The 14,175-nt window shown below is 65.1% G+C and carries 13 protein-coding genes; 5 read left to right on the top strand and 8 right to left on the bottom strand.

The features are described from left to right. Positions 1–11: 11 nt before the first annotated feature. Genes K369_RS09425 through K369_RS09435 form a run of 3 tightly spaced genes read right to left on the bottom strand, consistent with a single transcriptional unit; the run spans position 12 to position 4,529 of the window. On the bottom strand, positions 12–1,823 hold the full coding sequence (locus K369_RS09425) for a serine/threonine-protein kinase (protein ID WP_036290564.1): 1,812 nt from the start codon (positions 1,821–1,823) through the stop codon (positions 12–14). A gap of 12 nt (positions 1,824–1,835) precedes the next feature. Next, positions 1,836–2,705 (bottom strand): protein phosphatase 2C domain-containing protein, encoded by an 870-nt coding sequence (locus K369_RS09430; protein ID WP_036290567.1) that lies wholly within the window; start codon positions 2,703–2,705, stop codon positions 1,836–1,838. A gap of 15 nt (positions 2,706–2,720) precedes the next feature. Then, complete coding sequence (locus tag K369_RS09435; RefSeq protein WP_036290569.1) at positions 2,721–4,529, bottom strand: trypsin-like peptidase domain-containing protein; 1,809 nt, start codon at positions 4,527–4,529, stop codon at positions 2,721–2,723. A gap of 203 nt (positions 4,530–4,732) precedes the next feature. On the opposite strand from K369_RS09435, the gene K369_RS09440 reads away from it, so the two are divergent. Then, on the top strand, positions 4,733–4,963 hold the full coding sequence (locus tag K369_RS09440; RefSeq protein ID WP_018265121.1) for a hypothetical protein: 231 nt from the start codon (positions 4,733–4,735) through the stop codon (positions 4,961–4,963). A gap of 54 nt (positions 4,964–5,017) precedes the next feature. Continuing rightward, a complete protein-coding gene (locus tag K369_RS09445) occupies positions 5,018–6,598 on the top strand; it encodes a glucan biosynthesis protein (RefSeq protein ID WP_036290572.1) in 1,581 nt (526 codons plus the stop codon). Positions 6,599–6,604: 6 nt separating this feature from the next. Here K369_RS09445 and K369_RS09450 read toward each other — a convergent pair whose 3' ends face one another. From K369_RS09450 to K369_RS09460, 3 genes are all read right to left on the bottom strand, one after another. Next, positions 6,605–8,101, bottom strand: coding sequence for a glycosyltransferase family 1 protein (locus K369_RS09450; RefSeq protein WP_245278157.1), 1,497 nt, complete (start codon positions 8,099–8,101; stop codon positions 6,605–6,607). A gap of 301 nt (positions 8,102–8,402) precedes the next feature. Then, positions 8,403–9,014, bottom strand: coding sequence for a copper chaperone PCu(A)C (locus K369_RS09455; RefSeq protein WP_036294708.1), 612 nt, complete (start codon positions 9,012–9,014; stop codon positions 8,403–8,405). Between the two features lie 68 nt (positions 9,015–9,082). Further along, a complete protein-coding gene (locus K369_RS09460) occupies positions 9,083–9,646 on the bottom strand; it encodes a hypothetical protein (RefSeq protein WP_036290577.1) in 564 nt (187 codons plus the stop codon). Between the two features lie 245 nt (positions 9,647–9,891). Here K369_RS09460 and K369_RS09465 point away from each other — a divergent pair, with 245 nt between their 5' ends. Continuing rightward, complete coding sequence (locus K369_RS09465) at positions 9,892–10,368, top strand: MarR family winged helix-turn-helix transcriptional regulator (protein ID WP_036290580.1); 477 nt, start codon at positions 9,892–9,894, stop codon at positions 10,366–10,368. A 75-nt stretch (positions 10,369–10,443) separates the two neighbouring features. On the opposite strand, the gene K369_RS09470 is transcribed toward K369_RS09465, so the two are convergent. Continuing rightward, positions 10,444–11,142 carry a hypothetical protein gene (locus K369_RS09470; protein WP_036290584.1) on the bottom strand — a complete coding sequence of 233 codons (699 nt, stop codon included), beginning with the start codon at positions 11,140–11,142 and terminating at the stop codon, positions 10,444–10,446. Positions 11,143–11,359: 217 nt separating this feature from the next. Here K369_RS09470 and K369_RS09480 point away from each other — a divergent pair, with 217 nt between their 5' ends. Beyond that, the gene (locus K369_RS09480; RefSeq protein WP_245278158.1) at positions 11,360–11,806 is read left to right on the top strand and encodes a hypothetical protein; all 447 of its coding nucleotides are present in this window, start codon (positions 11,360–11,362) and stop codon (positions 11,804–11,806) included. A gap of 32 nt (positions 11,807–11,838) precedes the next feature. Here the strand turns inward: K369_RS09480 and K369_RS09485 are convergent, their stop codons facing one another. Further along, the gene (locus K369_RS09485; protein ID WP_036290591.1) at positions 11,839–12,876 is read right to left on the bottom strand and encodes a polysaccharide deacetylase family protein; all 1,038 of its coding nucleotides are present in this window, start codon (positions 12,874–12,876) and stop codon (positions 11,839–11,841) included. Positions 12,877–13,048: 172 nt separating this feature from the next. Here K369_RS09485 and K369_RS09490 point away from each other — a divergent pair, with 172 nt between their 5' ends. Further along, positions 13,049–14,173, top strand: coding sequence for a GNAT family N-acetyltransferase (locus tag K369_RS09490; protein ID WP_036290594.1), 1,125 nt, complete (start codon positions 13,049–13,051; stop codon positions 14,171–14,173). Positions 14,174–14,175: the final 2 nt, after the last annotated feature.

Here is a 14,175-nt window from a genome sequence, read left to right on the forward strand (position 1 = left end):
CAAACGCGCCGTCAATATTTGCCGGATTTGCGGAGCGCCTCCAGCGCCTCCGCGGCGCCTGGAAAATCCTGGGCCTTGGCGAGGCGAAACAGATCGCCCGCCTTTTTCGCGTCTTTCTTCAGCACATTGGGCACGCCCTTCTCGAAGGCCTTGCCAAGCCAGAACTGGCCGCGCGGATTATTCTGCTCCGCAGCCTTCATATACCAGCGCACGGCCTCCTCGACATTCTCGCCCCCGTCGGCGTCGCCGTTCTGATACATATTGCCGAGCACGGCCTGCGCTTCGGGAAAGTCTTTGTCGGCGGCTTTCTTGATCCATTTGAAGGCGGTCGGAAGATGTTGCGGACGCCCCTGCCCTTTCAGCGCAATCATGCCGATGATGAATTGCGCCTCGCGCTCGCCTGAAGCGGCGAGAAACTCGCCGATCGACGAAGCGCGGTCGAACTCTTTCTCTTTGACCGCTCGGCGTAGATCGGCGATCGTCGAAGACGCGCCGAGGGACGCCTGCTCGACGGCCGCAGTCTTCTGGCCCGGCACTGTCGAGGGCTGGCAATCGGCGATGCTGAAGCCTTCATTGCATTTGGGCTTGGCTGGCGGCGTATCGTTCGTCAACGCGGCCGGACGCTCGATCTCGTTTCGCACCGGCTTGATCTCGCCGGTCTGACCGAAATCCAAAGTCTTCGCCGTCTGGCGACGCTCGCTCTCGAGCTCGGCGGCCGCGCGCCGCTCGCGCTCGGCCTTGTCGAACTCGCGCTTCTTATTGACGCTATCGCCGTCGCCGCCGAACAGCAGCGGCGCGACGGCCGCAAAGGCGACGACAGCCACCGACACGCCCTGCACGGCCGGATGCAGCGATTTGAACCGCCGCGCCAGCGAGCTCGAACGGCTCTTGGCGACGGCCAGAGCGACGGAGGGCAGAGAGGCGGCGGAGCCGGCGCTCGCGCTCGTCTGCGTCGCTTTGTCGAGAAGATGCGCGGGGCTCTGCACAATGGATGTGGCGTCGATGCGCAGCACGGTCGCGCCAATGGCGTCGCTGAAGGCGCGGATCGACAGATAGCGCTGCTCCGGCCGCTTGGCCAGCGCCTTCATGATCGCGGCTTCCAGCTCCGGCGTCACGCCGGGGATGCGCGGCACCAGCGGCGGCGGATCTTTGCCGATCTGCGCTTGCAGAAGCTCCACCTCGTCGAGACCGGCGAAGGGCGCCGCGCCGGAGAGAATTTCGTAGAGAACGACGGCGAGCGCATAGAGATCGCTGCGCTCGTCGCCCTCGCTGCCGCGACGCTGCTCCGGCGCCATATAGAGCGGCGTGCCGATCGCCGTGCCGGCGCGCGTCATGCGCACGCTGCCCTGCACGCGGGCGATGCCGAAATCCATGATCTTCACGCGGCCGTCATTGCCGATCATCAGATTGGACGGCTTTATGTCGCGATGGATCACGCCCATCTGATGCGCATAGGCGACGCCATCGGCCGCCTGCGAGATGATGGCGAGACATTCTTTGACGCCGAGCGGTCCGCCGCGCTCGCGCAGCACATCGTCCAGCGCGCGGCCACGCACCAGCTCCATCACCATATAGAGTTCGCTACCCTCGGGCAGCAGCGAGTAGAGCGTGGTGATATTGGGATGGTTGAGGCGCGCGAGGCTCTGCGCCTCGGCCTTGAAGCGCCCGACGAATTCGGGATCCTGCGTCAGCTCGGGGCGCAGCGATTTGATCGCGACCTCGCGCTCGATGAATGTGTCGAAGGCGACATGCACCTTGCCCATCGCGCCGGTCCCGAGCAGCTCGACGATCCGGTAATGGCCGATCATTCTCTGGTCGTTCATGACCTCATGCCTCTATCGAACGACGATGACGCGCGTCGGCGGCGCGCCGTCCGCGACGACGGGAATCTTCTGCGTCGCCGCCTGATCGCGCGCGCCGGGCGGCGGCGAGACGATCTGAAACACGCCGACGGAAATATTGTCGTGTCCGCCCGCCACGAGCGCGGCTTCCACCAGCAAATTGCAGGAGTCCTGTGGCGAGCGATCAGTGATCGCGGCGACGAGCTGCGCTTCGGAAACGAGATTGGAGAGCCCGTCCGAGCACAGAATGATCGTGTCGCCGATCGCGAGCGGCAGCCCCTCTGACCAAATGGTCGGCGCCACCTCCTTGCGCGTGCCGACCGCCTGCAGAATGACATTGCCGCCGGGGCTGCGCTCGGCCTCCTCCTGCGTCATCACGCCCTCGCGCACCAATTGCGCGTGCAGCGTCTGATCGTCGGAGAGCTGCGTCACCTCACGGCCGCGCAGCATATAGGCGCGGCTGTCGCCGACATGGGCGAGCCACAGTTTTCCGTCGCGAATGACGACGGCGGTGCAGGTCGTGCCCATGCCCTTGCATTCGGGCTCGCGCGCGCTCTGCTCGAAGATGGCGCGATTGGCGGCCTCGAAGGCCGCTTTCAGCGCGCGCGGCGGCTCGACGTCGAGCGAGTAGAACACGCGGCGCACGACTTCCGTCGCGAGCGCGCTCGCCACCTCGCCAGCGGCGTGTCCGCCCATTCCATCGGCGACGATGGCGAGATAGCCCTGTCTCGCCTCCGGCGCGCCCGGCGCGGGCGCGACAAAGGCGACGCTGTCCTCATTGGAGGAGCGCACGCGGCCGACGTCGGTCCGCATCGCGCCGACGACGCGGAAAGCGTCTTCTGGAGCCTCGCGCCCCGTCGCCATTTCCCCGACCTTCGATCAGTTGCGCTGCGCGCGCAGCAGGTCGCGCCCGAATTTGATCGGCACGGCGAGCGTCACGCGCGCGTCGCCGCGGCTGCGGCTGTAGGTGAACAGGCCGATGACCCTGCCATTGGCGTTGAACACCGGCCCACCGCTATTGCCGGAGCCGGTGGCGAGCACGCTGAGCTGAATGCGCTCGCCGGCGCTGGTCAGCGTGACGCCGTCCTTCTCCTTATAGCCCGTGGAGAGCTTGGACACGATGCCATCCGTCACCGTCGCCTCGGGAATGACCTCGTTCTGAACGCGCGTCAGGCCGTTCTCAACCGTCACCTGACGCTGGACGTTCTCCACCGAAATGCCGGGATAGCCGAGCACGATGACCTTCTCGCCGATCGTCACCTGATCGTCGTCGGCGAGCTCGACCTTGTCGAGCAGTTGCGGCGAGTCGATCTTGATGAGCGCGGCGTCCGAATCCGCCGAAGCGCGCACCAGCGAGGCGTTGACGCCGAGGCGAGCGCCGGGGAAACGCACCTCGAGCTGCTCATTGCGGCCCTCGAAAGTGCGCTGCTCATTGCGCGTCATGTCGGGAATATTGTTGCGGCCGATCGGAATGGCGACGCTCGACGGGAAAATGACGCCGCCCGCTTCCGGCACCCACATATTGAGATCGGCGTAATCCTCGGATTCGAGATCGATGACGCCGACAGGCTTCCGCAGCTTCGCGTTTTTGGCGCCCGGGCCGCCGCCGAGATCGAACACATAGCCGAGACGCGGGGAATCGTAAGTCACCTTCCAGCCGGCGGCGACATGCTTGTTGGTGAGCAGATAGCCCTGCTCGCTGATGACGAAGCCGGAGCCGCGTCCCGAGCCGGCGATCTGCAGATTGGAGCGCTGATCGTCCTCGAGCGTCAGCCAGCGCACGACCTTGCCATTGGGCAAGCGCACATAGGCCGGCAGCGTGTCCTTTCCGAACCGGAAGGTCTGATGGAAGATCGGCTTGCCGGTCTGCGTGTCGAAGAGACGCCAGCGCAGATCGACGCGCGCGGTGGCGTTGGAATATTTGTTGTAGATGTCGAGCGGCGTCATGCCGATGAGATTGGTCTTCACCTCGCCCTGCAGCGCAGCGCTGCGCTGATCGGCGTGCTTGGCGTCCGCCTTCACATCGGCGAGATCGGCCTGATGGCGCTCGTCGTCCTTGATCTGCTTCCAATAGACGGCGCCGCCGCCGAGCGCGATGAAGGCGAGCAGCCCCGCCGCCACGGCGCCCCAGGTGCGGCTCACCGAGCGCCGCTCCTCGACGATCAGCCGCTGCACCGTCTCCTGGCCGACGCCGGCCTTGTGCGGGGGCGCCTGGGTCGACGTCGAGCTTATCTGGGCGACGGCGGTGGAGGCCGCCGTCTGCGCCGTCTCGATCAGCCGGGTCGCGGCGGAATCGTCTATGCCGATGACGCGCGTGCGCGCCGCGAAGCTGGCCGGCCGCGGCTGCAGATCGAAGGTGAATTTCGGCCCCTTGGCGCCGCCGAGCTCGATCTTGTCCTCGGGCAGCAATTCCGCGTTCTGCGAGATGCGCTGACCGTTGAGAAAAGTGCCATTGCTGGAGCCGAGGTCGATCAGCTCGAACTTCAGATCGTCGCCTTCGCCCTCGATCCGGATGACGGCGTGCTGCCGGCTGACGACGCCGTCTATGGTGGGATCGAATGCGATTTTCGATGTCGGATCGCGGCCGATGGTGATCTCTTTCAGATCGCCGATCGGAAGCTGCTCGATCTGATTGGCCTTCGACCCCGACAAATGCCGAATGACGACGCGCTCGACGACTCCACCCATAGCCCCGCCCCTGAAAATGCAGCGACCTTGCTTCAGCGCACGAAAAAACAAAAAAAGCGCCTGCGTCGCCCCTCTTACAGAATACCAGCGGCGCGCGGCGCATCGCAAGAGGCGTTCCGCGGCCTCCGGGGCGCCGACTTGCGCCGGGCCGGCCGATCGTATAGCAGGTTCCTCTGGACGATGAGCGCGGAGTCCCTCGCCCGATGAGCAAGAAACCGTTGAACCTGGTGCATTTGTCGACCCTGGTCGCCGTCGCGATCCTGGTCGGCACGGAGCTGGTCGCGACCTCCTGGGCCGCCGGCTGGGCGCTCGGCGGCCTGTTTCAGCTCGATCCGGCCATCAGCCGCATTTTCGAGATCGTCTTCGCGCTGGCCGGTCTGGTCGGCCTGTATTTCTTCATGCGCACCGCCGTCCGCCACGAGCCTATCCGCTGATTTTTCGACCCTAGGCCGACGACAGGCGCTTCCCCGCCCCGCGAGGTTCCCTGCATGATCGACGACACGGATCGCCGCTCCTTCCTCAAGGCCGCGGCCGCTACAGGCGCGCTCGGCGCATTGGGCGCCGACGAGGCCGAAGCCCAGCCCGTTCCCGGCCGTCTCGATCTCGGGCCGGCGGAACCCTTCTCCTTCGAGCGTCTGAAGGAGACCGCGCGCCGCCGCATAGCGGAGCCTTTCCGACCGCCGAGCCAGCCCGATCCAGAGATCACCTCCAAGATCGACTATGAGGCCTGGGGCAAGATCAGCTACGACACCAATTACGCGCTCACCACCGGCGCCGGCCGTTTCCCGGTCGAATTCTTCCACCTCGGCATGTTCTTCAAAAAGGCCGTCCGCTTCTATGCGGTGGAAGGCGGCGAAGCGCGCGAGGTGCTCTACAATCCCAAATATTTCGACATGCCGGAGGATTCGATCGCCCGTCGTCTGCCGCCGGGCGCGGGCTTCGCCGGCTTTCGCATTCAGGAGCCCAAGGACGGCCCGCTCGACTGGCGCAAGAATGATTGGGTCGCCTTTCTCGGCGCCTCCTATTTCCGCGCCATCGGCGAATTGCGCCAATATGGGCTCTCAGCGCGCGGCGTCGCGCTCGACACTTGGGTCTCCGGCCGGCCGGAGGAGTTTCCAGATTTCACCAATGTCTATATCGGCCCGGAGACGGAAGACGGACTGCCGCTGCATCTCCTGCTCGAAGGTCCCTCCATCGTCGGCGCCTTTCGCATCTTGGCGAAGCGCGGCAAGGGCGTCGTGATGGACGTCGACTGCTCGCTGCATTTGCGCGGCGCCTTCGAGCGTTTCGGCATAGCGCCGCTCACCTCCATGTATTGGTTCTCCGAAACCAAAAAGCCCACTGCCGTCGATTGGCGGCCGGAGGTGCATGATTCCGACGGCCTCGCAATGTGGACCGGCCGCGGCGAGCGTCTATGGCGCCCGCTCAACAATCCCGATCGCGTGATGGCCTCCGCCTTCGCCGACGAAAATCCGAAAGGCTTCGGCCTGCTGCAGCGCGACCGCAATTTCGATCACTATCTCGACGGCGTTTTCTATGATCGCCGTCCGAGCGTGTGGATCGAGCCCAAGGGCGATTGGGGCAAGGGAACGATTCAGCTCGTCGAGATTCCGACCGACGACGAGATCCACGACAATATCGTCGCAATGTGGGTTCCGGCGAAGCCCGCCGTTCCCGGCGCGTCATTCGACTTCTCCTATCGCCTGCATTGGCTCGCCGACGAGCCCGATCCGACTCCGCTCGCGCGCTGCGTGGCGACGCGGCTCGGCAATGGCGGCCAGCCCGGCAAGCCGCGCCCCAAAGGCGTGCGCAAATTCATGGTGGAGTTTCTCGGCGGACCGCTCGCGCGCCTACCCTTCGGCGTGAAGCCGGAGCCGGTGCTCTGGTCCTCGCGCGGAAGCTTCTCCTACATCTACACGGAAGCCGTGTTCGACGGCGTGCCGGGACATTGGCGCGCGCAATTCGATCTCACCGTCGATGGACATGATCCCGTCGAGATGCGGCTCTTCCTCGCGCATAAGAACGAAGCTTTGTCGGAGAACTGGCTCTTCCAATATCACCCATTCTGAGGCGCCTCAGCGCGCCTCCAGGGCGACGTTTTCCGAAAGCCGGGCAGGATAGTCGCCCTCGCGCAGAAGGCGCGCCAGCGCCTCCGCGGAGCGCCCCCAGGACAATATGTCGCAGGTCGGCGCAGCGGGCGGAGAGGCGAGCGCCTCCTTCAGCCGGGCGAGCAGAGCGCCGCTGTCGCCCGCATCGAAATAAGACGCCCAGTCGCCGCCCACCTCGCGAAACACTGGAATGTCGCTCGCTATGGCGCGCGCGCCGAAATGCGCCGCCTCGACGAGCGGCAGGCCGAAGCCTTCGGCGATGGAGGGAAACACGAGCGCATGCGTGCGCTCGTAGAGATAGCGCAGATCGGCGTCGCTCACGCCGCGCAGCCAGAACAGGCGACGGCCGAATTCGGGATGCTCCCGAATGCGCCGTTCGAGCGCCCGCACATTCCAGCCTTTCGCGCCGACGATGACATAGCGGACATCGGCGCCCTGCTCCCACCAGCGATCGAAAGCGCCGAGCGCAACCGCATGGCCTTTGCGCGGCTCCAGCGTGCCGACGCTGAGAAAAAGCGGCTGTCCTCCCGCCGCGGCCTCGACGGCGCGCGGTGACGGCGCCTCGTCGCCCGGCGCGCGAAAATCTGCGCCGAGCGGCCACCAGCCGAGCCGCAAGCCCGGCTTGCACGGCAGCCCACGCTCCCGTGCATAGGCCTGGAATTCATCGATGACCGCCTTGGAGATGCCGACGATCGCGTCACTCTCGCGAATGAGGAGATCGAACCATTCCACAAAGGCCCGATGCGCGGAATTCGTCACCACGGAAGGATAGAGAATCGGAATGAGATCGTAGAGGCAGCCGATCGTCTCGCCGCCGGCCTGCGCGACAATTTCGATCATTCGCGAATATTCCGCCGTGAGGTGCCAGCCGGCGTCGAGCAGAAGAAATTTATCGCCGGCGGCCGGCGTCACCTCGTCTGGAAGATTGGCATGTGTGAAATGGGAAAAGAGCCGCCCATCCTCCATGAAGACGGGAATTCCGGCGCCGCTCTCGACCATCGCGCGCGCGATCTCGCGAACGACGCGCTGAATGCCGGTGCGGCCGATGGTGCGATGTGTCGCCGTCATATCGACGAGCAGCCGCGCCTGCGTCGCAGGCGGCGGAATATCGCCGGCGAGCGCTGTGCGCCACGCGCCCGCCTTATCGTCGCTCGGCTTTCGCCATACGCCGTCGTGCAGGCGGCCGAGGCCGAGCAGGCGCGTCACCGTCCAATAGACCTCGCGGGCGCGCGCATGGATGAATTTCGTGACGTCGTCGACCTCGCTGCGCGCGAGCTCGTCGATCTCCGCCTTCATCTCATGCAGAAGATAGGCCTCTATACGGCCATCGCCCGACGTTCTTTCGACCATATGCTCGCGACCTCGCCTGTGATGGTCGCGGACAATAGCGGCGCGGTCGAGCAAATCCAAATGCGCATTCGGCGCGCGCGGGCCGCCGAATGCGAGGACGCCGGCCGTGATCACTGACGGATCGCGACCGGCGTAGCGCCAGCGAGAGTGTCCCGCTCAGCCCCCGTGGGAAATGATGGGGGCGAAATGAACCAAGGTGATGATCAGCGCGATCGCGCCGATGAACCACGCCAGAGACTTGACGATGTCCTTCCCAGAGGTCTGCAGAGCCATTTTCTTCTCCATTGGTACGCCGCCGCTCGTTGTTTCGAATTGGCTGCGTGCAGAGGCGTCAGAGGTCGCAGCTTGACCTATCGAATGGCGACATATTGCGTCGCGCGCAAGTTAATTTTTCGAGCAGCGTCGGGAAAAGGGCTCACTGCTGCGCCGGCTGCGGCTCGCCGACGCCCGGCTGCGCCTCGCCCTGGCCCTTGGGCTCCTCATGTCCCGAACGATGATCCTCGGCCGGCGCTTCGCCGGCCTGTGGCGTCCGATGCGCCTTCTCCCATCTCTCCACCGCTTCCGCGTCATGCGCATGCGCGGCGTCCGGCGCGTCGATCGCCGCGTCGATGAGCAAATCGCCGGCCTTCTCGAACACCAGCGTGAGCGCGAAGGCCCCGCCGACGGGGTTGATTTTCTTTATGCCGGAGAGATGGACAAAGGAGCTCCCGGGCGCGAGCGTCACCTTCGAACCATTGGGAAAGAAGATCGCATCTGCCGCGACCGCGAATTGCGGAGCGACATGCAGATCGAAGCCGCCGACCTCAGAAGATTTCACCCCGATGAGACGATCGGCGGCGTCGCCGCGATTATAGACGACCATGAACAGATTGGCGTCGCTCTCGCCGTCGCGTGGCGCGCGCAGCCAAGGATGCTCCACCTTGATCCCGCCTTTTTCATATTCATGCGCGCTCGCACGAGAAAGGCCGCTCGCAGCCAGCGCAGCGCCTCCGGTCAAAAACAGAACGCGCCGTCGATCGATAGACATGCCCGCCTCCCTTTCGGCGCGCCGCAGGATCGCGGCGTCGCGCACAATGACGAAAGAAGCCGCCGCGATCACGCTCGCGGCGGCTTCGCCTTGAAAGAGTTTTTGTACCAGAGTCCGAATCCGACCAGTCCCAGCGCCGCAAAAAATGTCGCGATGGTGATGTCGCGGCTCTCGGTCTCGCCGACGGAAAAGGGAAAGCGCGAGACATATTCTTTCGTCCCGTCGTCGGTCTTCGCCTTCACCAGGCCGATGAACTTTCCCTTGTTCTTGAAGTCGTATTCGAAGTTGAGCGTGCCGGTGCGATATTTCTTCGCCGGCACATAGGTCTCTGTGTTCTTCTCGAGGTTCTCGTCGTCGCTCGCCTGACCGACGTCGCGCAGAACGCGGATCTCCAAATTCATGTCGCGCAGCTCCTCCTGCACAGCGTCGAGCACGATGATGGTCGGGCCGACATCGGGAATGTCGTCGCAGAATTGCTCGCGCGATTTCAGCGGCTGATAGCCAGTGAAATTCATCTGATCGGGTCCGATCTTCATCTTGCATTGGCCTTCGTCGATGCTGACGCCGCCATGCGCCTGCGCCTGCGTCGCCATGCCGACGAAAATCACAGCGGCAAAAAATCGAACGATCATGTCTCTCTCCCGATCGCGCGTCTTTAAAGGGGCGCGCTTTTCCCCGAGCGCCGCCGCCGCATCGGCTGCTCATCGTGACACGATGAACATATATCGTAACGCGATATAAATGCAAGCGCGCGCGCCCGCTGCGCCGCGTGGCTGCGCCGGCCCCGGGCGGAACGCCTTGACCCCGCGCGGGGCGAAGGCCATCATGGGCGCTTGGCCGAAGATCGCGGGCAGCGAATCCGAGGAGAATGAGAAAAATGTCGACGGCGCTCGAGAGCCGCCCTCAGGAAGCCGATGACGACGGCCGCCCCTCCGAGGAGGAGCTTCGCGCGCTCGCCGATTTTCGCTATGCGCTGCGGCAATTCCTCGCCTTCAGCGAGCAGGCGGCCGCGGATGTCGGCCTCACCATGCAGCGCTATCAGGCGCTGCTCGCCATCAAGACCTTTCGCGCGGGAGCGCATATCAGCGTCGGCGAGCTCGCCGAGCAATTGCTGATCCGCGATCACAGCGCCGCAGAGCTGGTCTCGCGCCTCGAGCAAGCCAAGCTCGTCAAGCGCAAGAACGACCCTCTCGATCGGCGCCGCTCGCTCATCGTGCTGACGGCGCTCGGCGACCGCCGGCTGGCGCAGCTCGCTTTCGTGCATTTGCGCAAGCTGCGCGCCGAAAAGAGCGCCTTTCTGCATCTCTTCGACACGCAGCCGGACAGCGTGTCGCAGGATCCGACGCCGCGCTGACGCGGCAAGCTTCGTCACGCGCTCGACGACCCCCGGAGCCGTCTTCGTCACGGCTCCGAAAGACGAGCGGCTTTATCAGGACTGCGACGACGACCACGGACGCACGAAGCTCAGCACCGTCGCGGTGAGCGTGCTGCCGGTGAGCACGACGGTCGCGCCGAGCGCCAGAAGAGCCACGAGATTGAGCACGAGATCATTGGCGTTTCCAGCGACGGCGAGAACGCCGAGCACGATCGCGGCCAAGCCGGCCAGAGCCTGAATGCCCGCCGAGCCAGAGGCCATTTCGCTCGCCAGAAACTCGCCGCCGACATTCTGCGACTGCACGGCTTCGCTCTTCGCCTGCGCATGACGCAGCGTGTAGAGATGCCACACGGCGTTGCTGCTGAGCACGAGCGCCGTGCCGAAGGCGATCGTCGCGATCGGAGTCAGCACGGCAGAGTTGATGCCGAGCAGCGCGAGCACGCCGAGCACAATTCCCGCCGCTCCCACGAGGAAGACGGCCGAGAGGCTGCCGCCTCCGAAATGCTCGAAATTCGCAGTCTTCGCGCCCGCGGGGAAAATGATCTGCGCATATTCCGACAGCATCGCGCCGCCTTGAATGAGCAGAGCGACGCCGAACACGATCGTCGCTATGCCGGCCATCAGCGGCGGATTGATTCCGGCGAGCCCGCACACGGCGAGCACGATCGTTGCGATGCCTCCTACAGCATCGACGAGGCCGCCATAGACTGCGGCGTTTTCTTGCGCTGTCGCCTCTCGGAAGGTTATGGACATGAGGATCTCCGTTCCTGCAGCCCGTCCTGCAACCCCGCGAAGCATCTAGTCGCGCTGTCCGAGCCGGCAAGAGCGACGATCGCGCCCGTCGACGCGAGCGTCGCCGTGCCGCCGCCGACCGCGGAAAGCCGCAGGAACCAATCTTCGTCGAATGTGTTCAGTCGAGTCGGGGATTTGTTTTGTCGGGCGAAAGGCCCCATTGGCGACGGAGGGCGTGATGAAATACCGGACTCTCGAAGAAATAACCAAGCTCGCGGGCGTCGAGCCGATCGAGGCGAAGCGCGACCAGGCGTCTTTGCGTCGCGCGCGCTTGGAGCGGCTCGCTGCTCTCATCGAAGCGCATGTCGGGCGCATCCGCCTTTTCTCGATGATGGAATATGTGCCGGTGAAAGAACGCGTGAAGCTGCGTCAGGACGAGTCGCCCTTGTCGATCGCCTTTCGCGACGCCGCGTTTCGCGAGGAAGGCCTGAAGGGCGACAAGCTCGGCGATGCGATCGACTTTTTCCAGCTCTCCATGCGCGAGGCGCATCACATTTTCTGCGATTGCAATTATTCCGGCGCGATCACGCCCGGCGCCGTCGCCGCTCGCGCCCGTTCCGTCGCGGAGAAGAAATCGCTCGGCGAGCTGTGGCGCAGCTTCACGCAGCGTCTCGGCTTCGCCTGATCGGATATTGGACTGACTGGATAGAGGCTGGATCAGGCCGCCGCAACGCGGCGGCCTGCGTTCATCAAAACGAATGGCGCGCCGGACATTAGAATGTCCAGCGCGGCGAGCGACTGATGCCGTCCATTCACCGAGAGCCGCGGCAACGCCATGAGATGCTCGCGATGCTCCGGAAAAATCATGCCCGGACGCGTCGTCACGGCGCTGGCGAAGCCGAGCCGCGCCGCCAGCTCGAATTCTCGTCGCGCCGCCGAGGTCGGATCGCCGACCGGATAGCAAAAATGCGGGACCGGCCGTTGCAGCTCGGACTCTATGCGCAGCCGACTCTCGGCCATCTCATAGATCGCGGCCGCGCAATCCACCTTGGCCAATCGCGCATGCGTCACCGAATGCGCGCCGATCGTCGCCAGCGCATGCGCGGACAGCGCGCGCAGCTCGTTCCATCCGAGGCACAGACGCCGCGTGAGCGCGTGAGGCTCGATGCACGCCTCGGCGGAGAGAGCGGTGACGACGCGCAGCAGCTCCGCCTCGTCGCCGGCGCGCAGCTGCGCATAGACCTCGGCGAAGGCGAGGCGCTTTTGCGTCGCCGTCGCCGCCGCGCAACAGATGCGCTTGCCGCCGGCGATGACGTCGAGACGATCGAGGCGTCGGATCGCCTCCTCCAGCTCCACCCACCACAGCCGCGCGGAAGCGTCGGCGTAGCCCGCGGTGAGATAGAGCGTGAATGGCGCGTTATGGCGCTCCAGCGCCGGCAGAGCATGCTCGACGAAATCGCGATAGCCGTCGTCGAAGGTGAGAACGGCGAAGGGCGCTCCCGCCTCGCCGGCCCGCAGCCGCGCGAGCGCCGTCTCCAGCGAGACGATCTCGACGCCGCGCTGACGCAGCCGGGCGATCAGCGCGTTCAAAAATTCCGGCGTGATCTCCAGCGGCTGATTGGGCTCGAAAGCCTGCTCGAGCCGCGGCCGCACGCGATGGAACATCAATATCGCGCCCAGCCCGCGCGTATAAGGCTCGGCCAGACGGTGCGCGCCGCTCGCGCGGAAGAACTCCATGCCCGCCTCTATGGCCATTCGACGCCATTTCGTCACAACCCCGCGCCTCCCTGCGCATTTCTTTTTCTGCCGCACCATCTCGAGGTCTCGTTGACCTTTCCTTGCTAGTGTCGCGAAGAAGCGAAAACATCAGCAATGCGACGACGATATGGTTAACGCAAGGACAGAGAATTTCAGAGAAGAAAACCTCATGGAGCTGTCGCGACCGGAGACCTCCGTGGACGAAATCTCGCTCGACGTCTTCTCCTCTTTCGAGGCGGCGCGCGCGGATTGGGAGGTTATTTTCGCCAATGCGCCGGTGAGCGCCTACCAATCTTTCGGATTCGCGCGCGATTGGTTCGAGACATTCGGACGCGCGCGCGGCCTCACGCCTATGATCATGGTCGCGCGACATAGCGAAGGCGCGCGGCCGCTCGCGCTGCTCGCGCTGGCGACGTCGCGTCTCGGCCCGCTGCGGATCGCGCAATTTCTCGGCGGCAAGGAGAGCAATTTCAATCTCGGCCTCTTCGCCGCCGATGCGCGTTTCGACGCCGCCGCGCTTCGCACGCTGCTGCGCCGCGCCGCGCGCGCGGGAGGCGTCGATCTCTATCGTCTCGCCAATCAGCCGCAGACTTTCGAGGGCGTCGCCAATCCGCTCGCCCTGCCCGGCTCGAGCGCGAGCCCGAGCTTCGCCTATGGGACGAGCCTTCCCGCGACGGCGAGCGAGCTCGACGCGCGCTTCTCCGCCGATACGCGCAAGAAGCTGCGCAAGAAGCAGGCGCGGCTCGAGAAGATGGGCGCGCTCGTCTTCGAGCATGGCGCGACGGGCGCGCGCGCGACAGAAATTCTCGAGGCGCTGCTCGCGCAAAAGGCGGAGCGCTTGCAGGATCCGTCCTTTGCCAGCGGCGCCATGCGCGATTTCGTGCTCGGCCTCTGCGGCGGCGCGCTCGAGGTCCATGCGCTGACGCTGGATGCGCGCATCATCGCGACCTATGCGGGCTTCACCCATCGCGGTCGCTTTTCGGCGATGCTCAACTCCTTCGTCGCGGATGAGGAGGTCGCGCGCTCCTCGCCGGGCGATCTGCTGCTGCATTCGCTGCTGCGCGATCTTCTCTCGCGCGGCGTCGCGCGCTTCGATCTCGGCGTCGGCGAGGCGCGCTACAAGAACGCCGTCTGCGACGAGACGATCGCGCTCGTCGACACGCTCGTTCCAGCGACTCCGCTCGGCGCGCTCGCGGCGCCCGTGCTGTCCGCGCTCACCCGCGCCAAGCGCGCGGTGAAGCAGAATCCGCGTCTTCTCGCCAAGCTCACCGAGCTGCGCCGACTGGCGCGCTGACT

It is taken from the genome of Methylosinus sp. PW1 (genome assembly GCF_000745215.1).
Lineage (GTDB): Bacteria > Pseudomonadota > Alphaproteobacteria > Rhizobiales > Beijerinckiaceae > Methylosinus.

Coding starts and splice junctions, on each gene's coding strand:
- K369_RS09425 (WP_036290564.1), bottom strand. CDS start 1,823: ATGAACGACCAGAGAATGATCGGCCATTACCGGATCGTCGAGCTGCTC.
- K369_RS09430 (WP_036290567.1), bottom strand. CDS start 2,705: ATGGCGACGGGGCGCGAGGCTCCAGAAGACGCTTTCCGCGTCGTCGGC.
- K369_RS09435 (WP_036290569.1), bottom strand. CDS start 4,529: ATGGGTGGAGTCGTCGAGCGCGTCGTCATTCGGCATTTGTCGGGGTCG.
- K369_RS09440 (WP_018265121.1), top strand. CDS start 4,733: ATGAGCAAGAAACCGTTGAACCTGGTGCATTTGTCGACCCTGGTCGCC.
- K369_RS09445 (WP_036290572.1), top strand. CDS start 5,018: ATGATCGACGACACGGATCGCCGCTCCTTCCTCAAGGCCGCGGCCGCT.
- K369_RS09455 (WP_036294708.1), bottom strand. CDS start 9,014: ATGTCTATCGATCGACGGCGCGTTCTGTTTTTGACCGGAGGCGCTGCG.
- K369_RS09460 (WP_036290577.1), bottom strand. CDS start 9,646: ATGATCGTTCGATTTTTTGCCGCTGTGATTTTCGTCGGCATGGCGACG.
- K369_RS09465 (WP_036290580.1), top strand. CDS start 9,892: ATGTCGACGGCGCTCGAGAGCCGCCCTCAGGAAGCCGATGACGACGGC.
- K369_RS09470 (WP_036290584.1), bottom strand. CDS start 11,142: ATGTCCATAACCTTCCGAGAGGCGACAGCGCAAGAAAACGCCGCAGTC.
- K369_RS09480 (WP_245278158.1), top strand. CDS start 11,360: ATGAAATACCGGACTCTCGAAGAAATAACCAAGCTCGCGGGCGTCGAG.
- K369_RS09485 (WP_036290591.1), bottom strand. CDS start 12,876: ATGGCCATAGAGGCGGGCATGGAGTTCTTCCGCGCGAGCGGCGCGCAC.
- K369_RS09490 (WP_036290594.1), top strand. CDS start 13,049: ATGGAGCTGTCGCGACCGGAGACCTCCGTGGACGAAATCTCGCTCGAC.